The sequence below is a fragment of the Streptomyces sp. NPDC090022 genome (assembly GCF_044748145.1).
Lineage (GTDB): Bacteria > Actinomycetota > Actinomycetes > Streptomycetales > Streptomycetaceae > Streptomyces.
This window is the reverse complement of sequence record NZ_JBIVFN010000001.1, coordinates 328,747-351,894: the sequence shown is the minus strand read 5'-3', so window position 1 is coordinate 351,894 and position 23,148 is coordinate 328,747. Positions and strand designations below refer to the sequence as shown.

At 71.3% G+C, this 23,148-nt stretch carries 23 protein-coding genes and 2 pseudogenes; 16 read left to right on the top strand and 9 right to left on the bottom strand.

Features of this window, described 5'->3' with window-relative positions:
* The first annotated feature begins 227 nt into the window (after positions 1-227).
* From ACIPXB_RS01585 to ACIPXB_RS01555, 7 genes are all read left to right on the top strand, one after another.
* Complete coding sequence (locus ACIPXB_RS01585; RefSeq protein WP_401443092.1) at positions 228-1,289, top strand: PucR family transcriptional regulator; 1,062 nt, start codon at positions 228-230, stop codon at positions 1,287-1,289.
* 528 nt (positions 1,290-1,817) lie between these two features.
* Complete coding sequence (locus tag ACIPXB_RS01580) at positions 1,818-3,191, top strand: rhodanese-like domain-containing protein (RefSeq protein WP_401443090.1); 1,374 nt, start codon at positions 1,818-1,820, stop codon at positions 3,189-3,191.
* A 44-nt stretch (positions 3,192-3,235) separates the two neighbouring features.
* Positions 3,236-3,607, top strand: a complete 372-nt coding sequence (locus ACIPXB_RS01575; protein WP_401443087.1) for a rhodanese-like domain-containing protein — start codon at positions 3,236-3,238, stop codon at positions 3,605-3,607.
* Positions 3,604-4,350, top strand: a complete 747-nt coding sequence (locus ACIPXB_RS01570) for a sulfite exporter TauE/SafE family protein (protein WP_401443085.1) — start codon at positions 3,604-3,606, stop codon at positions 4,348-4,350. Before ACIPXB_RS01575 ends, ACIPXB_RS01570 begins: the two co-directional genes overlap by 4 nt.
* A gap of 103 nt (positions 4,351-4,453) precedes the next feature.
* On the top strand, positions 4,454-5,044 hold the full coding sequence (locus ACIPXB_RS01565; protein WP_401443082.1) for a rhodanese-like domain-containing protein: 591 nt from the start codon (positions 4,454-4,456) through the stop codon (positions 5,042-5,044).
* A gap of 66 nt (positions 5,045-5,110) precedes the next feature.
* The gene (locus tag ACIPXB_RS01560; protein ID WP_401443079.1) at positions 5,111-5,377 is read left to right on the top strand and encodes a metal-sensitive transcriptional regulator; all 267 of its coding nucleotides are present in this window, start codon (positions 5,111-5,113) and stop codon (positions 5,375-5,377) included.
* A 157-nt stretch (positions 5,378-5,534) separates the two neighbouring features.
* Positions 5,535-6,515: a 1-phosphofructokinase family hexose kinase gene (locus ACIPXB_RS01555; RefSeq protein ID WP_401443076.1), complete on the top strand. Its 981-nt coding sequence runs from the start codon at positions 5,535-5,537 to the stop codon at positions 6,513-6,515.
* Positions 6,516-6,611: 96 nt separating this feature from the next.
* Here the strand turns inward: ACIPXB_RS01555 and ACIPXB_RS01550 are convergent, their stop codons facing one another.
* Positions 6,612-6,989 carry a universal stress protein gene (locus ACIPXB_RS01550; RefSeq protein ID WP_401443074.1) on the bottom strand — a complete coding sequence of 126 codons (378 nt, stop codon included), beginning with the start codon at positions 6,987-6,989 and terminating at the stop codon, positions 6,612-6,614.
* A gap of 22 nt (positions 6,990-7,011) precedes the next feature.
* Positions 7,012-7,440, bottom strand: coding sequence for a universal stress protein (locus tag ACIPXB_RS01545; RefSeq protein ID WP_401443072.1), 429 nt, complete (start codon positions 7,438-7,440; stop codon positions 7,012-7,014).
* 188 nt (positions 7,441-7,628) lie between these two features.
* On the opposite strand from ACIPXB_RS01545, the gene ACIPXB_RS01540 reads away from it, so the two are divergent.
* From ACIPXB_RS01540 to ACIPXB_RS01525, 4 genes are all read left to right on the top strand, one after another.
* Positions 7,629-8,075 carry an OsmC family protein gene (locus ACIPXB_RS01540; RefSeq protein WP_401443070.1) on the top strand — a complete coding sequence of 149 codons (447 nt, stop codon included), beginning with the start codon at positions 7,629-7,631 and terminating at the stop codon, positions 8,073-8,075.
* Positions 8,076-8,788: 713 nt separating this feature from the next.
* Positions 8,789-9,016 (top strand): DUF1918 domain-containing protein, encoded by a 228-nt coding sequence (locus ACIPXB_RS01535; protein WP_401443067.1) that lies wholly within the window; start codon positions 8,789-8,791, stop codon positions 9,014-9,016.
* A 92-nt stretch (positions 9,017-9,108) separates the two neighbouring features.
* Complete coding sequence (locus ACIPXB_RS01530; protein WP_401443066.1) at positions 9,109-10,446, top strand: phosphoribosyltransferase family protein; 1,338 nt, start codon at positions 9,109-9,111, stop codon at positions 10,444-10,446.
* A gap of 141 nt (positions 10,447-10,587) precedes the next feature.
* The gene (locus ACIPXB_RS01525) at positions 10,588-11,601 is read left to right on the top strand and encodes a GAF domain-containing protein (RefSeq protein ID WP_401443063.1); all 1,014 of its coding nucleotides are present in this window, start codon (positions 10,588-10,590) and stop codon (positions 11,599-11,601) included.
* Between the two features lie 39 nt (positions 11,602-11,640).
* Here the strand turns inward: ACIPXB_RS01525 and ACIPXB_RS01520 are convergent, their stop codons facing one another.
* Positions 11,641-11,889 (bottom strand): hypothetical protein, encoded by a 249-nt coding sequence (locus ACIPXB_RS01520; RefSeq protein WP_401443061.1) that lies wholly within the window; start codon positions 11,887-11,889, stop codon positions 11,641-11,643.
* A 442-nt stretch (positions 11,890-12,331) separates the two neighbouring features.
* On the opposite strand from ACIPXB_RS01520, the gene ACIPXB_RS01515 reads away from it, so the two are divergent.
* Positions 12,332-12,532, top strand: a complete 201-nt coding sequence (locus tag ACIPXB_RS01515) for a DUF5988 family protein (protein WP_401443058.1) — start codon at positions 12,332-12,334, stop codon at positions 12,530-12,532.
* 135 nt (positions 12,533-12,667) lie between these two features.
* Positions 12,668-13,783, top strand: coding sequence for a CapA family protein (locus ACIPXB_RS01510; RefSeq protein ID WP_401444377.1), 1,116 nt, complete (start codon positions 12,668-12,670; stop codon positions 13,781-13,783).
* 447 nt (positions 13,784-14,230) lie between these two features.
* On the opposite strand, the gene ACIPXB_RS01505 is transcribed toward ACIPXB_RS01510, so the two are convergent.
* Both ACIPXB_RS01505 and ACIPXB_RS01500 read right to left on the bottom strand, forming a co-directional pair.
* Positions 14,231-14,698: an Hsp20/alpha crystallin family protein gene (locus tag ACIPXB_RS01505; RefSeq protein WP_401443055.1), complete on the bottom strand. Its 468-nt coding sequence runs from the start codon at positions 14,696-14,698 to the stop codon at positions 14,231-14,233.
* 99 nt (positions 14,699-14,797) lie between these two features.
* Positions 14,798-15,549: pseudogene (locus tag ACIPXB_RS01500) on the bottom strand (VOC family protein).
* 305 nt (positions 15,550-15,854) lie between these two features.
* Here ACIPXB_RS01500 and ACIPXB_RS01495 point away from each other — a divergent pair.
* Both ACIPXB_RS01495 and ACIPXB_RS01490 read left to right on the top strand, forming a co-directional pair.
* Positions 15,855-16,499 (top strand): annotated as a pseudogene (locus tag ACIPXB_RS01495) (nicotinate phosphoribosyltransferase); the annotation flags it as partial.
* A gap of 295 nt (positions 16,500-16,794) precedes the next feature.
* Positions 16,795-17,706, top strand: coding sequence for a universal stress protein (locus tag ACIPXB_RS01490; RefSeq protein WP_401443052.1), 912 nt, complete (start codon positions 16,795-16,797; stop codon positions 17,704-17,706).
* 149 nt (positions 17,707-17,855) lie between these two features.
* Here the strand turns inward: ACIPXB_RS01490 and ACIPXB_RS01485 are convergent, their stop codons facing one another.
* Together ACIPXB_RS01485 and ACIPXB_RS01480 are read right to left on the bottom strand one after the other, a co-directional pair.
* Positions 17,856-18,104 (bottom strand): hypothetical protein, encoded by a 249-nt coding sequence (locus ACIPXB_RS01485; protein WP_401443050.1) that lies wholly within the window; start codon positions 18,102-18,104, stop codon positions 17,856-17,858.
* The gene (locus ACIPXB_RS01480) at positions 18,101-19,006 is read right to left on the bottom strand and encodes a universal stress protein (RefSeq protein WP_401443047.1); all 906 of its coding nucleotides are present in this window, start codon (positions 19,004-19,006) and stop codon (positions 18,101-18,103) included. Before ACIPXB_RS01480 ends, ACIPXB_RS01485 begins: the two co-directional genes overlap by 4 nt.
* Before the next feature lie 269 nt (positions 19,007-19,275).
* Here ACIPXB_RS01480 and ACIPXB_RS01475 point away from each other — a divergent pair, with 269 nt between their 5' ends.
* Positions 19,276-19,836 carry a 3-oxoacyl-[acyl-carrier-protein] synthase III C-terminal domain-containing protein gene (locus tag ACIPXB_RS01475; RefSeq protein ID WP_401443045.1) on the top strand — a complete coding sequence of 187 codons (561 nt, stop codon included), beginning with the start codon at positions 19,276-19,278 and terminating at the stop codon, positions 19,834-19,836.
* Between the two features lie 74 nt (positions 19,837-19,910).
* On the opposite strand, the gene pflA is transcribed toward ACIPXB_RS01475, so the two are convergent.
* Together pflA and pflB are read right to left on the bottom strand one after the other, a co-directional pair.
* Positions 19,911-20,639 (bottom strand): pyruvate formate-lyase-activating protein, encoded by a 729-nt coding sequence (pflA, locus tag ACIPXB_RS01470; protein ID WP_401443042.1) that lies wholly within the window; start codon positions 20,637-20,639, stop codon positions 19,911-19,913.
* Positions 20,636-22,903, bottom strand: a complete 2,268-nt coding sequence (pflB, locus tag ACIPXB_RS01465; protein WP_401443039.1) for a formate C-acetyltransferase — start codon at positions 22,901-22,903, stop codon at positions 20,636-20,638. Before pflB ends, pflA begins: the two co-directional genes overlap by 4 nt.
* Positions 22,904-23,148 lie beyond the last annotated feature (245 nt).

Below are 23,148 nucleotides of genomic sequence, written 5' to 3'. Positions count from 1 at the left end.
ACTCCCCCGGCAGCGCGTGATCCACTACGGCACCCCGGCCCGCAGGCGCGGCGGCACGGGGTGTGGTTCACACCCTGATCCTGCAGGTGCCGGCCTGGTATCCGCACTGCTGGTGGCAGGCAGTCTTTACGCCCCTCTGATGCCGGTGTCGGCGGCGTCCTTGCAGCATGTCACCCTTGTGCGGCGTCAAGGACGTGTCAGGGACGCGTCGGGATCGGGGAGGAATCATGGCGGACCGCACCGTGGCGGAGGAGTATCTGGCGGGGTACGCGCAGTTGTTGCTGGATGCCTGCAGAACCGGCCGCCGCCTCAGCCGGGCCGAACTGGATGTCCGCCGGGCCGAGGGAGAGCGAGCGGCCGAAGCGAACCTGGGCCTCCGCGTCCTCGTACGCGCGCACCTGGCCGAGGCACGGAGCGTCCAGGAAGCCCTGACCACGCCGCAGGCCGTGAACCTGCTCACCGCCGTCGAGCAGGCCGTGGACGCCTTCGCCGCGGGCTTCGAACGGGCCCCTCAGCTGGCCGTACGCCAAGAGGAGGCGGCCCGGAGGGAGTTCATCGACGACCTCCTCTACGGGGGCAGCGATCTCGGCCGTCTCGCCGAGCGCGCCGAGCGCTTCGGCATGCGCCTGTCCCGGGCCCACGCCGTGGCCGTCGCCATCGGCCCCGAGCCGTACGGGGACGGCTATCCGGTCGCCCGGGGCATTGAAGCGGCCGTCCACTCCCGCTTCGGGAACCGGCACACACTGCTGGCCACCAAGGACGGCCGCCTGATCTGCGTCGCCCCGGGCGATCAGCCCGATGTCCTGGCGTTCTTCGCCAAGCAGGCGTACGCGGCGACCGACGGCGGCCGGGTGGCCGTGGGCCGCACCCATCCCGGACCGGGGGGTGTCGTCCACTCCTACGAAGAGGCCCTCAACGCCCTGGACCTCGCCGACCGGATGAACCTGGAAGGGCCCGTCCTGCACGCCGCCGATCTCCTCGTCTACCCGGTTCTCGCACGGGACCGGCAGGCGATGGCCGACCTCGTGGAAACCACGCTCGGCCCTCTCCGGGAAGCCCGCGGCGGAGCCCAGCCATTGGTCGACACGCTCTCCGCCTACTTCGACAGCGGCTGCGTCGCCGTCGAGGCCGCCCGCCGCCTCTCGCTCAGCGTGCGCGCGCTGACGTACCGGCTGGAGCGCATCCGCTCGCTCACACAGACCGACCCGGGCGACCCCCGGCACCGCTACACCCTCCAGACCGCAGTCATCGGGGCGCGGCTGCTCGGCTGGCCGGACACCTCATCCTGACAAGGGGAGCGCAACCTGTGGTGTCCACCCACGAGGCGACGGCCTCGGGGTGTTCTTCGATCATCGGGTGACCTGCCGATCATCGAGGCAGTCCTGGCCGTCCGGTCAAACGTGCAGGTCGCCTGGCCGGTAGCCGATGGCCCCAGCAGTTGTCGCGAGCACCGCGACGGCGGTCATCACGAGGGCGGCCGTCCCATGGGCCGGAGCGAGGAAGGCCCTCGGCGGCCGGCCACCGTCGAGCGGCGCGGCCGGCACGGAGTTGAACAGCGCCGTAAAAGAGGTTGATCACCTCGAGCCGGACCGGGCCTCCGCTCCCCGATCCGTGCCCCGCCGTACTCTCGACCAGCCACACGGCCAGGTCCTGCTCGGCCCGTCACCGGCCCGGCAGGTGGTTCGGCCGGCCATGACGGCTTCTCTGTTGTGCCGCTGCCGGACGGCGGCGCAGTGCCCGAAAAATACCCCCAGGGGTATCGTGCTAGGCTCGAAACATACCCCCCGGGGTAAAACGTCCCATCGGAAGGGAACAACGTGTTCTTCATCGACACGATCAGCACCGAGGGCCTCGGAAACCGCAGCTACCTGGCCGGTGGCGCGGAAACCGCAGTGGTGGTCGACCCGCCCCGCGACATCGACCGGGTCTTGGCGGCGGCAACAGCACGAGGTGTGCGCGTCTCGCACGTCGTGGAGACCCACCTTCACAACGACTACGTCACCGGCGGCCTGGACCTGACCCGCATCACCGGCGCCGCCTACCTCGTACCCGCCGCCGCCCGCGTCTCCTTCGCCCGCACCCCGGTCGCCGACGGTGACACGGTGAGGGTGGACGACGGCATCACTCTGCGGGCGATGGCCACACCGGGACACACCCCGCACCACACGTCCTACGTCCTGGAGGACCGAGGGTCGGTGGCCGCGGTGTTCACCGGCGGGTCACTGCTGCTCGGCTCGGTCGGCCGCCCCGACCTGGTCGAGCCGAGGCTGACCGAACAGCTGGCCCGGGCCCAGCACGCCTCCGCCCGCAGGCTGGCCGCCGAGCTCCCCGACGAGACGCCCGTGCTGCCCACCCACGGGTTCGGAAGCTTCTGCTCCTCTTCCCAGTCCGAGGGCGACGCCACCACCATCGGCAAGGAGAAGGCGGGCAACGACGCCCTGGTGAAGGACGTGGACTCCTTCGTCGCCGCCCTCCTGGCCGGTTTGGAGGACGTGCCGGCCTACTACGCCCACATGGGTCCGGCCAACGCCGAAGGCCCCGCGCCGATCGACCTGACCGCACCCCCGCGGGCCGACGCCGCCTCCATCGCGCAGCGGCTGGCCGCCGGTGAGTGGGTGGTGGACCTGCGCAACCGGGTGGCCTTCGCCGAGGGCCACGTCGCCGGCTCGTTCAACTTCGAGGCCGGAGGGAGGATCGCCACCTACCTCGCCTGGATGATCCCCTGGGGCAAGCCCGTCACCCTCCTCGCCGAATCCCCCGACCAGCTCGCCGCCGCCCAGCGCGAACTGGCCCGCGTCGGCATCGACCGCCCGGCAGCCGCCGCCACCGGCACCGTCCGCGACTGGATACCCGCCGGCGACGACCCGCAGTCCTTCCCCCGCGCCACCTTCGCCGACCTCGCCGCCCAGCACCCCGGTCCGGACGTGGTCCTCGACGTACGCAGGGACTCCGAACGCGCCACGGGCTGGATCGAAGGATCCGTACACATCCCCGTCCACCACCTGCACCGCCGCCTGGCCGACGTACCGCCCGGGCAGGTCTGGGTGCACTGCGCCGGCGGCATGCGGGCGGCTGTCGCCGCCTCCCTGCTGGACGCCGCAGGCCGCGACGTCGTCGCCGTCGACGACTCCTTCGACGCGGCGACCGACGCCGGACTGCCCCTCACCACCGGCACCGGCACCGGCGGCTGAACCGCTGACTGCCTCCCGCCACCAGAGAATGGGAAGAAAGACGGATGTTCCTTTTCCGCCGCGGCACCGAGCGCGGCACCAGCCGCGTCACCCCCGACCAGGCCCACCAACGCACCACCCGCGGCCACGCCGTCCTCCTCGACGTCCGCGAGCAGGCCGAGTGGAACGCCGGCCACGCCCCCGGCGCCATCCACGCCCCGCTCTCCGGACTGGCCACCGGCACCGCCCTGCCGTCTGCGGCCGTCGGCCGACCGCTGGTGGTGATCTGCCGTTCCGGGCACCGCTCCCAGCAGGCCGCCGGACTCCTGGCCGGACGCGGAGCCGAGGCCGTCGAGGTCACGGGCGGCATGCGGGCTTGGGCGTCGGCCGGGCTGCCGGTCGTCGACGCACGCGGAAGCAGTGGCCGGATAGCGTGAGCACGCTCATACTCGCCCTTGTCGCCGGTGCCGTCGTCGGCCTGGCCCTCGGGGCACTCGGGGGCGGCGGAGGCGTCCTGGCCGTCCCGGCCCTGATCTACCTCCTGGGTTTCACCCCGGCCGCCGCCACCACGGCCTCGCTGATCATCGTCACCGTCACCTCCGCGACCGCCCTCTACACCCACGCCACCTCGGGAAACGTCCGCTGGAAGACCGGGATGCCGTTCGCGGCAGCCGGCATCCTGCCCGCGACAGCAGCAGGCACACTGACCCCGCGCCTGCCCGCCGCGGTACTCACCGCCGCATTCGCCGTGATCGCCGCCCTCGCGGCCCTCAGGATGCTCATGCCCTCCGACCCCGACCGACCGTCCGCCCCCGTCAGGCCCACGCATGCCGCAGGTGTCGGCGCCGGCCTCGGCGCGGTCACCGGGTTCCTCGGCGTCGGCGGCGGCTTTCTCGCCGTCCCCGCCCTCGTCTCCGTCCTCGGGCTGCGCATGCGCGCCGCGGTCGGCACCAGCCTGCTGGTCATCACCGTCAACTCCCTGGCCGCGCTCGCCGCCCGCGCCGGCACGCACACACCCCTGCACTGGGCGGTCATCGCCCCCTTCGCCGGCGCCGCGACCCTCGGAGCCTGGGACGGCAAACGCCTCGCCTCCAAGATCTCCGGACCCACCCTCCGGAGGATCTTCGCGATCACGCTCCTGGCCGTCGCCGCCCTCATGCTCACCGACGCCCTCCGATGACGCGCCCACCCGCAACAGGCACCCACGACGACGCCCCACAGCCGGTCCATGACGAGGTGTCCGCAACCGGGCACCCGCGAAAAGGAAGCACGGAACCCCCCTCATGACCACCCCCCGCGCCCCCCACGCCCCCCACGCCCTCGACACCGCTCAGGCCCGCACCCGCCTGCACGAACTGATCGTCCTGGACGTCCGCACCCCCGGCGAATACGCCACCGGCCACCTCCCCGGCGCCCTCAACATCCCCCTCGACCACCTCGAAGAGGCCCTCCCCGACATACGCCACGCGGCGCGGCGCGGCGACCTCCTCGTCGTCTGCGCCTCAGGGGCTCGCTCCGAGAACGCCCGCCGCACCCTCTCCGCCCACGGGATTCCCACCGCCACCCTCACCGGGGGCACCACGGCCTGGACAACGGCCGGCCACGCCCTCCACCACCCCCACGGCACCCGCCGCATCGCCTGGCCCATGGAACGCCAGGTCCGCCTCACCGCGGGCGCCGTCGTCCTGACCGGCCTCGCGCTGGGCCGACTTCGGCCCGCTTTCCGCCTCGCCTCAGCGGGTATCGCCGGCGGCCTGGTCTACTCCGCCCTCACCGACACCTGCGGCATGGCCGCCCTGCTCGCCCGCCTCCCCCACAACCGCCCCCGCCGGAGCGAACTCGACGCCACCCGCGCCGCCCTCCGGACAGTCTGACCCTCACCCCGGGCCATACCCCCTGGGGTACCATGGAGGAAATTGCGCAAGGCCGGGAGGAATTCAGTGAAAGTCGACGACGACGCGGTGAGCTCAGTCCTCAACCGACTGCGCCGCGCCCAGGGACAGCTCGCCGGCGTTATCGCCATGATCGAAGCCGGCCGCGACTGCAAGGACGTCGTCACCCAGCTCGCTGCCGTCTCCAAAGCCCTGGACCGAGCCGGATTCAAGATCGTCGCCAGCGGCATGCGCCAGTGCATGACCGAAACCGATCCGACCCAGGCCCCCATGACCGAGGCGGAACTCGAAAAGCTCTTCCTCGCCCTCGCCTGACACACCGCCCCGGATGCCGGGCCCGACCGCGTGCGGGCCGTCCGCCCGGCATCCTCATGCGACGGGCCCGTGGGCTGTGATCCGGCATGCACGTGACGTCAGGCTGGTCGAGCATGGAACTCAGGCAGACGTGTCGCCGTCCACGGAGGTGAGCGCGATGACCGCTGCGCCCCCGGACCCCTCAGCCGCCGGTCCGGCCGTTGTCACCTTGACGATGAATCCCGCAATCGATCTCTGCTGGGAGGTCGATCACCTGGAGGACACCGGCAAGAACCGGGCGCGCGTCAGGTCGGTGGCCGTGGGGGGCGGAGGAATCAATGTCGCACGTCACGTCGTACGGTTCGCAGGACGGGCCACCGCCGTCCACACCGCCGGAGGCGAGGTCGGCCTGCGCCTCAACCGGCTGCTGGACCAAGAGGGCATCGACCACGTCGCCGTCGGCATCGACGACGAAACCCGCGAAGCACTCGTCCTCTTCGAAACCGGATCACGTCGCAGCTACCACATCGTGCCACCCGGCCCGCGGCTGCAGGACCGCGAGGGAGAACGGTGCCTGGAGGTACTGGAACGGCTTGTCGGCGGTTGCCCGTACGTCGTGGCCAGCGGCAGCCTTCCCGGCGGATTGCGCGAGGACTATTTCGCGGCCGTTGCCCGCCGTGTCAAGGAAGCCGGATCCCGGCTGATCCTGGACACCTCCGGGCCGGCCCTTCGGGCAGCGCTCGCCGAGGGCGTGTTCCTGTTCCGGTGCAACCGGACAGAGGCCGAGAGCCTGACGGGCCGACCCGTCAGCGGTTTCGACGACGCCCGGGTCCTCAACGAACGGCTGGTCACCACGGGGGCCGCCGAGATCGCCGTCACCACGCTCGGAGAGCTGGGCGCGCTGTGCTCGACGCGCGAAGGCCACACCGAGCTCTACGTGCCGCCGCTGCCCGGCGAGGCCTTGAGCGATGCGGGGGCGGGAGACAGCATGGTCGCCGCCCTCACCACACAGCTGGCCGCCGGAGAGGATCCCGTCAGCGCCTGCGCCCTGGGCGTGGCCACAGCCGCCGCAGCGATGCTCACCCCAGGCACCGAACCCTTCGACGTGGACGTGGCACGGTCGCTCCGCTCGCAGGTGCGGACAGCCACCCGCGCCTGAGAGGTGCCCCGCCGCATCCCCGGCGACACGTACTCCGCCTTCCGCCGACTGGAGGACGTGGGGGCGGCGCCTGTGCCCAAGTCACAGCATCCCGGACTATCCGAAGGGAACGACGGCGACCGGTGCGGCGCAATGGTGGATCACGGCATGTGCGACGTGGCCGATGTGGGACCCGAGCGGCGCCGGGGGGCGGCGGCGCCCGACAACCACGAGGTCCGCACCCTTCGACGCCTCCACGAGCTGCACTCCGGCGGCTCCGACGACGGCTCCTTCGATGACCTGGACGTCCGGGTAGCTCCTGCGCCAGGGCCGGACCAGTTCCGCAAGAGCGGACGCGACCTGGCTGCCGGCCATCTCGCCGATGCCCGGATCGGCCACGATCGCGTACACGGACGGATCCGGCAGGGTCCAGCCGTGCACGACGCGAACCGTCGCGCCCCGGCGTGCCGCCTCCCCGAACGCGAAGTCGAGCACGGGCGCGTTCGGATGCCGGAGGTCAGCGCCGACGAGGACCTCGCCGACGCCCGGCCCGGGTGCCGCTCCCGCGGCGGGGGCGTCCGCCGTGTCGGCGGCCGGCCAGGAACCCCATGAAGCCGCCGAGCCCGCGGGAGCCCAGCACCATGAGGTCCGACTCGTCCGCGACCGCGCTCAGCAGAGGGCCGGCACGTCCCCGCGCCTCTTCGGTCGTCACCTCCAGCCCCGGGTGGTCGCTGCGGAACTGCTCTGCCATGTCGCGGAGCAGTCCCGCGGACCGCTCCGCATCGTAGGCGGCGATCGGATAGGGGATCGAGGGTGTGACGGGCGGCTCCTCCACGTGGACCAGGTGCAACGGGACCTCGCGCAGTACGGCCTCGCGCGCCGCCCAGGCGGCCGCTGCGAAACCCTCCCGGGATCCGTCCAGACCCGCGGTGACCTGAGCCGTCATGGCCCACCTCCTCGGTGCGTCGGCGCGGCACGACCGGATACGTCCGACCGCGCGCGGCCTCCAGCTTCGCGCTCCGGCCGCTGTGGCGTGAGGGGCCAACAGGGCCACACCGCCACCCGAAGGACCCATGCCCAACGCCGACGGATCTGCCACAGTGGCAGCAGCCTGCGGGAACCGGAGGTACCACCATGACCGACACGGCATCGGAAGAGACCGGTACGCGGCCGGCCGGGGACGCCCACCGGCTCGATGTCGACCACGTCGAAGGTGACGTCTACATGATCGACGTGCGCGGGCACCGCCTCCGCGTCGACCAGCCCACGGACGCGGGCGGGACGGACACCGCGCCCACTCCGACCGAGTTGTTCGCAGCGTCCCTGGCCACCTGCGTCGCCTTCTACGCGGGGCGCTACCTGCGCCGCCACGGCCTGTCGTGCGAGGGCCTGGGCGTGCGCGCGGAATTCGTCATGGCCAGCGACCGCCCGGCCCGGGTGGCCGCAGTGCGCATCATGATCGTTCCGCCTCCACAGCTGCCCGCGGGGCGGCGCGCGGGCCTTCTCGCCGTCGCCTCGCACTGCACCGTCCACAACACGCTCCAACGGATGCCGGACATCGGCATCGAGCTCGCGCCGTAGCCGCCCCCGCTACAAGGCGGGCGGGCAGGGAAGCACCTGCGCAAGTGGCCCGAGGCACGGCACCGATCGGGCGCCGTCAGCCGAACAGTTCCCTTACACGGATGGTGTGGATCCGGCGCGACCGTGTCTCGTTCCGCTCCGCGCGGGGCCGGGCCCGCTTGGGCAGGCGCCCGCTCGGGCGGTGCCCCGGCTGCCGGGAAGCGACCCACAGGGTTGGGGCCACGGGCGCGACGATGGACGTACCGTCGTGTTCTGGTGCAAAGGTGGTCATGGGACTCCTCCGGATGCCCTCTGAGCGTCGCTTCGCCGGCATGCGTTCGGAAGGGCCGACAGGGCCCGGTCTGGGGGCCGTCCGGCCCTCTGCGACCCCGCATCGGCATGCGGATCGGCGGCCAGCGGACGTCATGGACGATGCGCAGCCCCGCGTTTCGCCACGGCCGCCGCCGCTCCGAGCATCTGCGCTGTCAGCGCCCGGCCGGTGAGCGCGAGCTGCTCGCCGAAGACTGCGATACCGATCGCGACGCCGCCGATGGGCTCCAAGGTGTCGGCGATCGGCAGGCTGACGGCCGGAGAGCCGTGCCTCGTCCGGCGCCGGCCTCCTCACGGGCCCTTTGTCCCGCTGGAGGTACCCGAACGGCCCTTCTCCGCGGGCACGGCCCGGTATCCATCCTGATCGAAGACAGGGAAAGCGACACCGAACGAGGGGAGCCACGATGAAAGCCCATGAAGGTGACGTGCTGCGGTTCACCAGCAGGGTCGTGGGCACGCCCGAGCATCACGCCACCGTCGTGAAAGTACTCGGCCACGACGGTGAGCCGCCCTACCGGGTCCGCTATGAAGACGGCCACGAGACGGAGATCTTTCCCAGCTCGGGATGCGTGATCGAGACCCGTCAGGCACCCGAATCCCCGGCCTGGCAGCCGCATCGGGAACGGCGGTGAGCGGCGGTTCTGCGCCGGAGTAAGGATGGAGATACGGCGGGCAGGGCGTCGGCCCGCCGTACGCCGTGCTGTCGGGATGAGGAGGCCGCATCATGTTCTTCGTGGATCGGCGAGACGCCGGCAGGCAGCTGGCCGGGCGGTTGAGGCAGCTCAAGGGTTCCGACGTCGTGGTGCTGGGGCTGCCGCGCGGAGGGGTTCCGGTCGCCGAGGAGGTCGCCCGCTTGCTGGGCGCCCCGCTGGACGTCTGCCTGGTACGGAAGCTGGGCGTGCCGTTCCAGCCGGAGGTGGCCATGGGAGCGATCGGGGAGGGAGGCGTCCGCCTGTTCAACGACGAGGTGGTCCACGCCGCAGGCGTCACCTCGGACGAGCTGGCCGCGGTGGAGGCGCGTGAAAGGAAGGTGCTGGAGAGCCGCGCCCGCCGCTACAGGGGCGGGCGGGAACCGGTCCGGCTCGACGGCCGGACGGCGCTGGTGGTCGACGACGGCGTGGCGACGGGGGCGACGGCGCGGGCGGCCTGCCGGATCGCCCGCGCCCGGGGCGCCGTGCGGGTGGTCCTGGCGGTGCCCGTGGCACCACGGGACTGTGCCGCGCGGCTGGGTCCGGACGCCGACGACCTGGTGTGCCTGCACACTCCGTACGACTTCTACGCAGTCGGGCAGTTCTACGCCGACTTCGCCCAGGTGGACGACAACGAGGTGGTCGCATGCCTGGAGGAGGCCACCAGCCGCCCGGTCAGCGCCCGCCGGACGCCGCCGGGCCCGGCACGGCCGCAGGACCGGGAAGCGGATGTGCGGGCGGGCCCACTGATGCTGCGGGGCCGATTGACGGTGCCCGAGAGCGCGATCGGGGCCGTGCTGTTCGCCCACGGCAGCGGCAGCAGCCGGCACAGTCCGCGCAACCAGTACGTCGCGGCGGGCCTGAACCGGGCGGGGCTGGGCACCCTGCTGTTCGACCTGCTCACCGAGGAGGAGGAGACCGACCGGGCCAATGTCTTCGACACGGGTCTGCTCGCCCGGCGGCTCACGGACGCCACCGCCTGGCTGCGCGAACAGCCCGAAGCGCAGGGGCTGGCCCTCGGATACTTCGGCGCCAGCACGGGCGCAGCCGCCGCGCTGTGGGCGGCCGCCGAGCCGGACGCGCGAATCGCGGCGGTCGTCTCCCGCGGCGGGAGGCCCGATCTGGCCGGGCCTCGGCTTCCCGCGGTCACGGCGCCCACGCTGCTGATCGTCGGCGGTGAGGACCGGCTGGTACTCGACCTCAACCGCCAGGCACAGGCCCGGCTGCTGGACTGCGAGAACGAACTCGCGGTCGTCCCCGGAGCCACGCACCTCTTCGAGGAGCCCGGAACCCTGGACGAGGTCACCGATCTCGCCCGCCGCTGGTTCGCCGACCACATGGCAGCCGCCGCTCGCCCAACGGCCCGATTCTGACCAAGCACGCCCGTTCCGGGCCGCTTCGCATCACAAGTGGAGCGGGTTGCCGCAGCTCGCCTGGCCACTCTGCGGCGTGGCCCTGCCCCGATCACTCACCGCGCCGACGCGGCGCGGGTTGGGGTCTGTGGTGTCAGGCAGGTGAGCGTAGGCTGGTGGGGCAACTCCCCGGCGAAGGGGGCGGTCTTGATGCCAGTTCGTCTCTCCCAGAACCTCTCGGGGGCGCTGGAGCACGTTGCGGCGGCGTATCGCGCTGGGGAGCCGCCCCCTGCAGCGGCGGCTCCTCGGCAAGCGGTTCTGCTCTCCTCGCTCGTCGGTCTCGTCCTGGACGAACCCTCGGCGGTGGAGGACCTGCGGGAGGCATCGGCGCGGCTGATCGACCCCCCGGACCTGGAGGCCATGCTTCCCCGGATCACGGAACAAGCAATACAGCTGGTCGGCGCCGAATTCGGAAACGCCCAGCTCGTCGACCCCCGTGACAGCTCGCTGGTCCTGGTGACCGCGTCCGGCTTCGACGACGACTTCGTCGACTACTTCTCGGTCGTGCACGGGGGCGGTTCCGTCTGTGGCCGAGCGGGCCGACAGGGCTTCCAAGCGGTCGTGGACGATGTACGAGACGATGCGGCCCTCGCCCGGCACCAGGGCGTCTTCCGCGCCTCCGGCGTCCGCGCGGTCCAGTCCACACCGCTGGTCGACCACTCGGGGCGGATGGTCGGCATGGTCTCGACTCACATGTCCCAGCCCGGTCGGCCTGCCGCTCATGACCTGCGGATGCTGGAGCTCTACGCTCAGATCGCCGCAGAGGTCATAGCCAGGCGCCTGGGACCAGCCAGAGCCACGGGGGCAGCTTTTCTCCCGTCCGGTGTCGAGCTCGCCGATCGGGCTGACTACGACCCGCAGGCCGCTTCCCTCGCCGATCACCTCATGTCCGACACCGTTTACCGGATCTTCTCCGCAGGGCTGCGCCTGACCGGCGCCTTGCAGCTCATGGGCAACACGTCCGCCGCACAGCACGTGCAGGCCGGCATCGACGAACTCGACGAGACGATCCGCGCAATCCAGCGGGCGGCGTTGGCCACGGCCCGCAGCGGCCGGGATCCTCGGCGCCCACAGGCGTCGCGGGACCAGGCGCATCGCCCGCGCCGGACCGTATGAGCAGCTCCGGCCGAATCAGCGGCACCCCGCCGGGTGTGGTCACAGTTCCGGACCGGGTTCGATACGCCCGCGGTGGGTCCACAGGGGTTCGACGAGGGCCCATTCGCGCTCCCAGTCGCCCAGGGTGCGGGTCTCGGTACGCCGCAGGCGCAGACGAACCGCACCGGCGGCGGCCAGGGAGAGCGTCCCGGCGACGAGGGTGCCGCCGGCCACGGCGGCGAACTGCCCTTCGGCCGTACTGCGCGGGGCGCGGGTGGCCGCCCCGGCGTCATCGACCCAGATCCTCACCGTGGCGCCTTCTGCTGTACGGGGCTCGACGGCGACCTTGCCGGTGCGCGGTGTGCCGTCAGGGCCCGCCAGGAGGCATCGGCGAGCGCCGAGGTCGTGCCGGGGGTTTGGGCGGCTCACGCGGCGGACCGGGCTTCGCCGACCGCGACGCGTGCCGACCCGGGAGGCGGACCCGTGTGAGCAATGGAAGGCTCCTCGATCGAACCGAACCCTGCCCCGACGGGGGCCCGGCAGGTCGGGCCCTCACCGTGTCGGTTGCGACGAGGCGGCCGCAGTCGGTCGGGGCGTCGTGGCCGACCACCACGGAGCGCCGGGTTCAACGGTCACCTCCCATGCTCCGCTCCGGTGATCCGGACGGCGAGCCGATACGGATCCGGCCCCGCTGCTCCTGCCTTCGAGCTGTCAGCGGGCCCTCCGCCCCGAGGTGCGGAAGACTGGAACCATGGCGGCCAAAGCAGTGCTCGAGGGCGGCCCGGACGATCTGCCCGAGCGGATCGTTCCGATCTCCGACCCCGGAGCGGACCTGAAGATTCCACACCGCGGCGGGTACGAGCATTTCAAGATCACGTCGAGGCACCAGGACGGCCCGGAAGGGCAGCTGGCGGTCTACGAGTGGTGGGAACGGACAGAGATCGCCGAATGACACGGTCGTTCGACGGCTCCCGGGGGTCGGCCGGGTGACCACGGGAGGGCGCCGGGGTCCTGCTGCGGAGGAGTGTCAGTGAGCGGCAGCCCTGAGAGGAGCAGCGAGGTCACGCTCTGCTTCGCGGGTGACGTGATGCTCGGCCGGGGCATCGACCAGGTGCTGCCGCACCCGGGCGACCCGCGGCTCGCCGAGCCGTGGATCACCGACGCACGTGCCTACGTCGAGATGGCCGAGGCCGTGAACGGACCGGTGTCCAGGCCCACCGGCTACGACGGGCCCTGGGGCGACCTGCTGGAGGAGCTGCGGGCCACCGATCCGGACGCCTGGGTGCTGAACCTGGAAACCAGCGTGACCCGGGCGGCGGGCTTCGCCCCCGGGAAGAGCGTCCACTACCGCATGGATCCAGCGAACCTCCCGTGCCTGACCGCCGTCCGGCCCGACGTGTGCGTGCTGGCGAACAACCACGTCCTCGACTTCGGCCGCGACGGGCTGGCCGAGACCCTCGACAGCCTCCACGCCGCCGGGCTGCGTACCGCCGGTGCGGGCGGCGATGCCGCCGAGGCCTGGCGGCCCGCGCGGGTGGCGCTGCGGTCTCCGCCGTCCTGCGCGGGGTCCTCGTCCCGCCACGTGCCGCGCCTCCTCGTGTTCTCCGTCGGACTCCCCTCGAGTGGCATCCCGCTCGGCTGGGCGGCGACCCGGGACCGCAGCGGCATCGCCCTCGCCCCCGCTCCCAGCCCGGCCGCCGCAGCCGACCTGGTCTCCCGCATGCGGGCTGCCCGCCGGCCCGGCGACCTGGTGGCGGTCTCGATCCACTGGGGTTCCAACTGGGGCTACCGGGTCCCGCCCGAGCACGTCCGCTTCGCCCACGACCTCGTCGACGGCGGCGCCGACCTCGTCCACGGCCACTCTTCGCACCACCCCCGCCCCCTGGAGGTCTATCGCGGCCGGTTGATCCTCTACGGCTGCGGAGACCTGGTCGACGACTACGAAGGGATCACCGGTCACGAGCAGTACCGCGACGACCTCCGCCTCCTGTACACGGCCCGCCTCGACAACGCCACGGGGGCGCTGCGAGGACTGCGCCTGGTCCCCTTCCAGGCCCGGCGCCTCACGCTGCACCGGGCCCGCCTCCGCGACGCGGACTGGCTGCGCGACGCCCTGGCCCGGCACAGCGGCCCCTCCGCCCCGGCCTTCACAGTCGGCCGCGACGGCGCCCTCACCCTCGCCACGGTGGGACACGAGGGGTGAGGTGCTGCCATCGGGTCAGGGGACCGCACGGTCCGCAGAAGCCCGGACGGGGCGCCGCGACCATCAGCAGGGGTTCTCGCCAGGGAGACTTCCTTGAAGCGTGGTGAGGGATCATGCCTGCCGAGGGCGATCGACAGCACCACCTCGGCGGTCGGGGCGCGAAGGTACCGGCCCGGTGTCCACAAGTAGGCGAACCCGTGGCCGGTGGAGGCCATTGGCGCCCCACGAGGCACGCAGGATGGGAACCCGGACGGGGTGTTGCCGTTCGGATCGGCGTCCTTGAGCATGCGCTCCGGGACGCCCTCTCGGAGTTCCAGTTCGCCATCAGGGCTGATGAGGGCGTAGACGCCGGTCATGGCACTGCCGCAAGGTGCGGTTCGAGGCGATGAGAACCTGGGCGGACAGCCTCGAAAACCGTCCGCCCCGAACACGGATGGTGTCCGTATGTCAACTCACGGTGATATCGATGTGCCTCGGCTTGGTGGCCTCGGCCTTGGGAACGGTCACCGTCAGGACTCCGTCGGCCATGGTCGCCGTGACGTCCTCGGCCTTGACGTCGGCGGGCAGCAGCGCCCGGTACTCGAAGCGTCCCGTGCGCCGGGTCGTACGCCGCAGCACACCCTCGCGCTCGCGTTCCTTGTACTCCCCGGTGATGCACAGCTCCCGATCACCGATCTCGACGTCGATGTCCTCGTTCTTGACCCCGGGGATTTCCGCCTCGACCACGTAGGCGTCGTCCGTCTCGTGCATGTCTGCCAGGGGAGCCCAGGCCCCGGCGGGCGCGGCGGACGAGAGCAGCTGGTTCATCCGCTCGAAGAGTTCGTCGAACTCTGTGGCCATCGGTTCGCCCCAGCCCAGCGCGGGAAACGTTCTCTCCAGGAGCCGGCCGGGCCTGTGGAGTACAGGCAGCGTCATGACCGTTCACCTCCGTGGAACGGCAGGTTTGAGGGTCGGTTTCCATGGTGCGGCACCGTGATCCGTACGGAGTCTCCGACCTGAGCGGAGCACGGATCGTCAGGTGGCGGGCGGCGGAGCTGACTGGTCGAGGGTGAACAGGCCGCCGTCCGGGTCGCTCACCGTCACCCGCGGCTTCCCCTCACCCCACGGCGCCGCGTCGGGGACGATGCTGCCGCCGTTCTCGACGACCGCCGCCTGCGCCGCCTTCAGGTCCGGGACCCTGAAGTGGACCAGCCAGCGGGGCCGCAGCTGCGGGCTGGCGGCCGCCGCCTCGACCGGCCCGCTGTTCAGGCGCGCGACAGCCCGGCCGTCGCGCCGCAGGACGACCCGGTCCTCCTCGTAGGAGACCTCGCAGCACCCACTGTCTTCCTGCTCCGCCCACTCCAGGACCTCCCCGTAGAAGACGGCCGCGTCGAAGGCGTTCCCGGTGTGCAGCTCCAGCCACACCGGAGCCTCGCCGTCCCCGACGCGCCACTCGGACAGAACCTGCCCCTCCCAGATACCGAAGCCCGCGCCCTCGGGGTCGGTGGCGAGGGCGGCCCGGCCGCGCGGCGGATAGGAGACCGGACCCACCCCGACCGTGCCACCCGTTCCCGGATCCTGGCCACGATGACATCGGCGTCGTCGACCGAGAAATACACGGTCCACGCGACGGGCACGGCCAGCTGCCCGGCCATCGCCCCGATCCCCGCCACCGGTACACCGTCCAGCTCGGCCACCGAGAAAGCCCGCCCGAAACCACCCTTCCGAAACGTCCAGCCCAGCACCGCACCGTGGAAACGCTCCGCGGCCTGACGGTCGCGGGCCATCAGGCTCAGCCAGCACGGGGAGCCCAGCACATCCGCTGCTACGACCTCCACGACGCCGCCTCCCTTCGTCAGCCGGTCCGCTGCTCCCGGGACGACAGAGGCGGCCGCAGCCGCCCTGGGAGCGCGTACGCGTGGCCTCGCGCCGTTGAGGTTTGCCTCCGCCGCCTCGGCCGTGTACCGGACGGGCATGGGATCACCCGTTCCTGGCGGGCTGCCGGGCGGATTCCCGACTCGGGCGCCGACGGCGAGGCGGTCGTCCCCTGGCCCTTCCACCGTAGCCCGGCGCCTCCCGCGGCACGCAGAAAGCACTGCACCGGCGGCCGGACGAGCTCCAGCCGCTCCTCGGACTGCGGTTCGACGGGGAGGTGCGGGCGATACCGGAGGGACGGCTCGTCCTCGCCGGGGAACCCCTGCTGGAGGTGACCGCGCCATTGCCGCAGGCGCAACTGGCGGAGACGTACCTGCTCACGCTGGTCTGCCACCAGACCGCCGTCGCGTCGAAGGCGGCCCGGTGCGTCCTGGCCGCCGCCGAACACCCCGTGATCGACTTCTCGCTGCGCCGCAGCCACGGCCCCGAGGCAGGAAAGGCGTCGGCCCGGCTCAGCGCGATGGTGGGGTTCGCCGGAACCAGCAACGTCGACGCCGCCGTGCAGTACGGCCTCCCCGCCTCCGGCACGATGGCGCACTCGTACGTCGAGTCCTTCCCCACCGAACTCGACGCGTTCCGGGCCTTCGCCAGGGCCCACCCCGGTCCCGTCACCCTGCTCGTCGACACCTACGACACCGAGCACGGGGTCAAGGCCGCCGCGCAGGTCTTCCACGAACTGGACGACCCGGCCGGCTGCGCAGTCAGGCTCGACAGCGGGCATCTCGACGCCCTCGTCCGGGCCGGGGCACCGATCGACGTCCACGCGGTCGGTACGAAGATGGGCGTGTCCGCCGACGCCCCGGTACACCACTTCCCAGGACGCAACCGCCGCCGCAACCGGGAATCCCGGCTCGGTCCCCACACCGGAGGTGTGACCCGTGCGGTCCTGCACCACTGCCGGACGCCGGTGGCCGTCATCCCCCACGACTGACCATTCACAGCGCTCCCCATCGCCGTTGCCCGCGTTCCCGCTGTGAGGGACGTTCGGCCCGTTCCCCGGGTCTCCTGGACCATCCCTCCCCCACGGTACGGAAGGGAAGGGGGGGACACACACCGCCGACGACGGTATTCGCCCCATAGGCTCCGGAGGAGACACCATGTCACGTACGGTCATTGCGGGAATCGACGGATCCCCTGCATCTCTTGCCGCCGCCGAGTGGGCCGCCCGGGAGGCCCGGCGGCGCCGGCTCCCCCTCAAGCTGTTGCACGCCATGGAGGAGTGGATCCCGTCCTACGGATACGCGTCGCAGACCGAGGCCACCCCGTCACCCCAGTATTGGGGTGAGCGCATCCCCCGGGAGGTCGCGCTGCAGTTGACCGAGCGGCACCCCGGCCTGGAGATCACCACGGAGCAGGTGGACGGGCGGCCGCTGACCGTCCTGGTCGCTGCCGCGCAGGAGGCCGAGGTACTGGTACTCGGCTCGCGCGGGCTTGGGGCGATGACCGGATTCCTCGTCGGATCCGTCTCCCAGGCCGTGCTCGCCCACGCCGAGTGCCCGGTCGTGGTCGTGCGGCCGGGCGCCTGGCTGGACGCCGACTGCCTGCCCGTATCCGGCAGTGACAGGGCACGGAGAGAGGTCGACCGGTCGGTCGTGCTCGGGCTGGACCTCTCCCATCCGTCTGCCGAGCTCCTCGACCACGCCTTCGACGCGGCGGCCGTACGCCGGGCCCCACTGCGCGTGATCCACTGCTGGAGCATGCCGCCCGCCTTCGCGTTCGACCCGGCGCTGCTCGCGCCCGAGGTGCGGGACGGCATGGCGACCTCCACGGCGACGGCGCTCGCCGACGAACTGCGGCCCTGGCGCGACAAGTACCCCGAAGTCCGTGTCGAAGTGGACTGCTCGGTGGGGCAACCCGCCAACCAGCTCGTCGAAGCCTCGGCAGACGCCTCACTGGTCGTCGTCGGCCGGCGGATACGCCGCTCCGCCATCGGCACCCATCTCGGCCCGGTCGTCCACGCTGTCCTCCACCACGCCACAGCCCCGGTCGCGGTCGTACCGCACGCTTGAAGCGATCACGTGTGTTGGGTTGCCCTGACCGTCCGCGGCTGACCGCAGACCTGGGAGCAATCCATGCGCGCCGAGCCCGGCCGGGTGATGACCACCGGCCGGGCTCGGCGTGTGCCTGGCGCTACCGCGTTCCGCCTGTGTCTCGTTCTTCACGGCGGACGTCTTCCTCGCCCCCCCCGTTCCGCCTCTGAGGGGCACTGGCCGATAGTGGCACTTCGGCTCTCGGCGGCAGGGGGCAGATCTTGTTGAGGGGCTGTGGTGAGGACGAGGCGAAGCCCCAGCCCGCGCTTCTCGGCCTCGGCTGCTGCCCGGGCCAAGCTCACGTACCAGTTCTCCGCCGGGTCGATGCGGACGAGAATCTCGCCGGCTTCGGTGGTAGCCATCTCGGTGGTCGTCATGACGCCTCGCTCCTGTGCTCGTCGGCGTGCCGCGGGATCAGTTCGACGGGGCAGTGCGCATGGTGCAGCAGGCTGTGCGTCACGCGCCCCAGGGTGCGCCCGAGGTGGCCGGGCGAACGGCGCCCACCCATGACCAGCAGATCGGCATGGCGGGAGGCCTCCACCAGCACCCCGGCGACGGACACACTCCTCTCCGCGTCCGCCTGGACCGTCAGCGAGGGGCACTCGGCCCGGATCTGCTCGGCTACCGCCTTCAAGCTCTGCCCGTGGTGGCCGCCGGCCCTGTTCGGGCCATCGACGGCTCCGGCCGCAGAGCCGACGGACTGCAGGACGCCCTGTACGTACAGCAGCCGCAGCGAGGCCTTGCGCAGCTCTGCTTCGCGCGCGGCGTGACGGACGCAATCGAGATCGCGCTCGTCGCGCGCGGCGGCCAACACGACACCGTGCGCGGCCTCGTCCTCGCTCCCCCGCACGACGATCACGGGTGTACGAGCGTCCGCCGCGACCTTGAGGCCGACCGAGCCCAGGGTCAAGGAGCTGAATCCGCCCGGTCCCCGGTTGCCCACGACGAGGGTGCCACGGTCGCTCGCGGCCCGGCGCAGGCTCATCGCAGGCCCGCTACGGCTGAACTCCGTCGTGACCGAGAGCGCGGGATGCCGGGCCCGGACGGCCTCGGCCGTAACGTCCAGCAGTTCACGCCCTGCGACACGGACCCTCTCCATGTCGTCGTCCGAAAGCTCGAGGACCCGGCCGTCGACATCGGACCCGTACACAATGTGCAGGGGGCGACGGCGCCGCGCAGCCTCGTCCGACGCCCAGAGCGCCGCCCACCGGGCAGGCTCGGACCCATCGACACCGACGATGACCGATCCGAGGTCCGGACCTCTGCTGTTGCTTTCCATAGCTCCTCCTGGCCGACCGCTATTGGGGGCAGCTCCACGCTGACACCCCAGCGCCGGACAGAAGAGGGGCCCTCGGGTACCTCGACGGGGCCGAAGGTCCCCGCCCAGGTTTCTCGGTCAGCCCATTCGGAGGCGGTCTCGGTTGTTCAGGATCGAGGGTGGGGGTGCGGGAGCCGGTCAGAACGGTCCGTAGAGCCAGTTGCCCGGGGCGTTCGGGTCCTCGCTGGTGAAGAACTCCACGACGGCGGCGTCAATCTCGGCCGGATCCAGTGTCCCGTCCCCGCGACCGCGCCCAGCAGCGCCGGCTGCTGGGACGCCGCGTGGGCGTCATCGGTCTTTCGGTCGGCGGCAACGCCGCCCTGACCTTCGCGATGGAGGGCATCGGCGGATCGTTCAAGCTGGCCGACTTCGACCCCCTCAGCGTCTCGAACCTCAACCGGTTGCGTGCGGGTGTCCACCATCTTGGTCTGAACAAGTGCGTGCTCGCAGCCCGGCAGATGCTGGAGATCGACCCCTGGCTGGACATCGAGCTATACCAGGGTGGTCTGACCGATGCCGGACTGTCCGGTCTGCCCCTGAACGAGATCGACCTCGTCATTCCGCATCAAGCGAATCCCCGTAGGCTACGTGCCCTGAGTCTTGAACCGGGCATCTCCGCCGCACAACTCGCCTTCACTGCAGACACGTTCGGCAACACGGGCGCGGCCTCGATCCCCATGGCACTCCACGTGGCACGGGACCACGGCCGCCTCCACCCGGAGAGCACCGTTCTGCACGCCGCTGTCGGCGCCGGAATGAGCTGGGCCGGAACCGTACAACGCTGGTTGTGATACGTCCCAAGGCGGAACAGAAGCCCGCCCGCGGACAGGCCGACACTGTCTTGTGTGACGCGCATTCGGCTGGTTCACCGTGCCCGCAAGCCGTGTGACCGGAACTGGTCGCGAACGCGCTCGACCAGTGCGGCGTCCGGAACCGGATTGTCGCGGAGCGGGAAGGGGATGCCGAGCGAGTCGTACTTGTGGGTACCGAGTTTGTGGAAAGGCAGGACGTCGACGCGGTCGACGTTGTCCAGTTCCGCGAGGAAGCGGCCCAGACCGTCGATGGCAGCCGGATCGTCGGTCCAGCCGGGGACCAGGACGTAGCGGATCCAGGTTCGGACGCCGAGCCTGTTCAGCCGGGCGGCGAAGCTGAGGGTGGGTGTGAGGTTGCCGCCGGTCAGGCGCCGGTAGACGCCGGCGTCGAAGGACTTGATGTCGAGCAGGACCAGGTCGGTATCGGTCAGGAGCGCGTCGTCGGCGCGAGTGCCGAGGGCGCCGGAGGTGTCCAGTGCGGTGTGCAGGCCGAGCTCCTTGCAGCGTCGGAACACCTCGGCGGTGAAGGCGGACTGGAGCAGAGGCTCGCCTCCGGTCAGCGTCACGCCTCCACCGGCCAGGGTGGTGAACTGCCGGTACCGCTCGATGCGCCCCACCACTTCGTCCACGGTGACCTGCTGCCCCTCGCGCATGTGCCAGGTGTCGGGGTTGGCGCAGTACAGGCAGCGCAGCTGACAGCCACTGAGGAAGAGAACGAACCGGGTGCCGGGCCCGTCCACCCCGGTGGACAGGTCCCAGGAGTGGATGCGGCCCGTGGTCATCGCGCACCGTGGAACGTGCGGGTGATGACGTCGAGTTGCTGTTCGCGCGTGAGGCGGACGAAGTTGACGGCGTAGCCGGAGACGCGGATGGTCAGGTCGGGGTAGTTGTCCGGGTGTTCCATGGCGTCCTCGAGCGTGGCGCGGTCGAGGACGTTGACGTTCATGTGGAAACCGCCTGCGGCGGTGTAGGCGTCGAGGATCCCGACGAGGTGCCCCGCACGTTCGGCCGGATCGTGCCCCAGGCCCTCCGGGGTGATGGTGGACGTCAGGGAGATGCCGTCGCGGGCCTGGTCATACGGGATCTTCGCGACCGACAGCGCCGATGCCGCCATCCCGTGTCGGTCACGTCCGTTCATCGGGTTGGCGCCCGGGGCGAACGGCGTACCCGCACGGCGGCCGTCGGGGGTGTTGCCGGTGTGCTTGCCGTAGACGACGTTGGAGGTGATGGTGAGCACCGACTGTGTGTGCTCGGCACCCCGGTAGGCCGGGTGGCGGCGCACCTTGGCCATGAAGGAGCGGACCAGGTCGACCGCGATGCGGTCGGCGCGGTCGTCGTCGTTGCCGTAGGCCGGGTAGTCGCCTTCGACGTGGTAGTCGACGGCGAGCCCGGTGGCATCCCGAATGACCCTGACACGGGCGTGCTTGATGGCCGAGAGGCTGTCGGCCGCCACGGACAGCCCAGCGATGCCACAGGCCATCGTCCGATGCACCGGGTGGTCGTGCAGGGCCATCTCGATGCGCTCGTAGGCGTACTTGTCGTGCATGTAGTGGATCACGTTGAGCGCGTTGACGTAGGTCGCGGCGAGCCAGTCCAGCGTGCGGTCGTACGCGTCGGCCACATCGGCGTAGTCGAGCTGCTCGCCGGTCAGCGGGGCCGTCGCCGGGGCGACCTGCTCGCCGTTCATCTCATCGCGGCCGCCGTTGATGGCGTACAGCAGCGCCTTGGCCAGATTCACACGGGCACCGAAGAACTGCATCTGCTTGCCCACCGCCATCGCGGAGACGCAGCAGGCGATCGCGGTGTCGTCGCCGGTGCGGGGGCGAAGGAGGTCGTCGGACTCGTACTGGATGGAGCTGGTGTCGATGGATGTCTGGGCGCAGAACTGCTTGAAGCCCGCAGGCAGTCGGGGGGACCACAGCACGGTCAGGTTGGGCTCGGGGGCGGGGCCGAGGTTGTACAGGGTCTGGAGAAGGCGGAAGGACGTGCGGGTGACCAGGGAGCGGCTGTCCTCTCCGATGCCGCCGATGGACTCGGTGACCCAGGTGGGGTCGCCGGAGAACAGCGCGTCGTACTCCGGTGTGCGCAGGAACCGCACGATCCGCAGCTTGATCACGAAGTCGTCGATGAGTTCCTGGGCGCGGCTCTCGTCGATTTTTCCTTCGTCGAGGTCACGCTGAAGGTAGACGTCCAGGAAGGTGGAGGTGCGGCCCAGTGACATCGCCGCGCCGTTCTGCTCCTTCACGGCGGCGAGGAAGCCGAAGTAGAGCCATTGGATGGCCTCGTGCGCGGTGGCTGCGGGACGGGACACGTCGCAGCCGTAGGAGACGGCCATCCGTTCCAGCTCGCCCAGTGCCCTGATCTGCTCGGCCAGTTCCTCGCGGTCGCGGATCACGTCGGCCGTGGACGGTGTCTCGTCCAGCCGGGTCCGCTCGGCTCGCTTGGCCTCGATCAGCCGGGCGGTTCCGTACAGTGCGACGCGGCGGTAGTCGCCGATGATGCGGCCTCGCCCGTAGGCGTCCGGCAGGCCGGTGATGATGCCGGCCCTGCGGGCGCCCAGCATTTCGGGGGTGTAGGCGTCGAAGACACCGTCGTTGTGGGTCTTGCGGTACGTGCCGAAGACCTTGGTGACGAACGGATCCGGGTCGAAGCCGTATGCCCGCAGCGCGTTGTCCACCATCCGCAGCCCGCCGTTGGGCATGATCGCCCGCTTCAGCGGACCATCGGTCTGCAACCCGACGATCAGCTCCCGGTCGCGGTCGATGTAGCCGGGCGCGTGGGAGGTGATGGTGGACGGCGTGGCGGTGTCCACATCGAGCACACCCTTGCGGCGCTCCTCCGGGAAGAGCGCGGTGACGGTCTTCCACACGGTGCGGGTGCGCTCCGTGGGACCGGCGAGGAATGCGGCATCGCCCTCGTAGGGCGTGTAGTTGGCCTGGATGAAGGAACGGACGTCGATGCGTCGCCTCCACTCCTCGCCGATGAAGCCGCGCCACGGGGTGATGACGGGGCTGGCGTCGGCAGGGTGCTGGACGGTCACGGTCATGTCGTCATCTCCTGGGCCGGTACGGAGGCGAGGTGGGCGATCGCCCTTTCTCACTGCTGATGGTTCCCGTCGGCTGTGTCGCCGGCCAGGGTCGAAGAGGCGAGGCGGAGCCCGCTGACCGGCCCCGATGAGCCGGGCGGAGAGGGCCTGTGGTCCCGTCGAGGTGAGGGACCATGGGACCTCCCGCAGAGCGTCACGAGCCCTACCCGGCAGCCGCGGCGGGTACGGGTCCATGACGACGTGGC

What these genes read in the sequence shown, in the direction of transcription:
- ACIPXB_RS01480 (WP_401443047.1), bottom strand. Translation starts at nt 19,006, where the DNA reads ATGGAAAGCAACAGCAGAGGTCCGGACCTCGGATCGGTCATCGTCGGT.
- ACIPXB_RS01510 (WP_401444377.1), top strand. Translation starts at nt 12,668, where the DNA reads ATGCTCGGCCGGGGCATCGACCAGGTGCTGCCGCACCCGGGCGACCCG.
- pflB (WP_401443039.1), bottom strand. Translation starts at nt 22,903, where the DNA reads ATGACCGTGACCGTCCAGCACCCTGCCGACGCCAGCCCCGTCATCACC.
- ACIPXB_RS01540 (WP_401443070.1), top strand. Translation starts at nt 7,629, where the DNA reads ATGACCGACACGGCATCGGAAGAGACCGGTACGCGGCCGGCCGGGGAC.
- ACIPXB_RS01565 (WP_401443082.1), top strand. Translation starts at nt 4,454, where the DNA reads ATGACCACCCCCCGCGCCCCCCACGCCCCCCACGCCCTCGACACCGCT.
- ACIPXB_RS01555 (WP_401443076.1), top strand. Translation starts at nt 5,535, where the DNA reads ATGACCGCTGCGCCCCCGGACCCCTCAGCCGCCGGTCCGGCCGTTGTC.
- ACIPXB_RS01530 (WP_401443066.1), top strand. Translation starts at nt 9,109, where the DNA reads ATGTTCTTCGTGGATCGGCGAGACGCCGGCAGGCAGCTGGCCGGGCGG.
- ACIPXB_RS01575 (WP_401443087.1), top strand. Translation starts at nt 3,236, where the DNA reads ATGTTCCTTTTCCGCCGCGGCACCGAGCGCGGCACCAGCCGCGTCACC.
- ACIPXB_RS01545 (WP_401443072.1), bottom strand. Translation starts at nt 7,440, where the DNA reads ATGACGGCTCAGGTCACCGCGGGTCTGGACGGATCCCGGGAGGGTTTC.
- pflA (WP_401443042.1), bottom strand. Translation starts at nt 20,639, where the DNA reads ATGACCACGGGCCGCATCCACTCCTGGGACCTGTCCACCGGGGTGGAC.
- ACIPXB_RS01535 (WP_401443067.1), top strand. Translation starts at nt 8,789, where the DNA reads ATGAAAGCCCATGAAGGTGACGTGCTGCGGTTCACCAGCAGGGTCGTG.
- ACIPXB_RS01585 (WP_401443092.1), top strand. Translation starts at nt 228, where the DNA reads ATGGCGGACCGCACCGTGGCGGAGGAGTATCTGGCGGGGTACGCGCAG.
- ACIPXB_RS01515 (WP_401443058.1), top strand. Translation starts at nt 12,332, where the DNA reads ATGGCGGCCAAAGCAGTGCTCGAGGGCGGCCCGGACGATCTGCCCGAG.
- ACIPXB_RS01505 (WP_401443055.1), bottom strand. Translation starts at nt 14,698, where the DNA reads ATGACGCTGCCTGTACTCCACAGGCCCGGCCGGCTCCTGGAGAGAACG.
- ACIPXB_RS01490 (WP_401443052.1), top strand. Translation starts at nt 16,795, where the DNA reads ATGTCACGTACGGTCATTGCGGGAATCGACGGATCCCCTGCATCTCTT.
- ACIPXB_RS01485 (WP_401443050.1), bottom strand. Translation starts at nt 18,104, where the DNA reads ATGACGACCACCGAGATGGCTACCACCGAAGCCGGCGAGATTCTCGTC.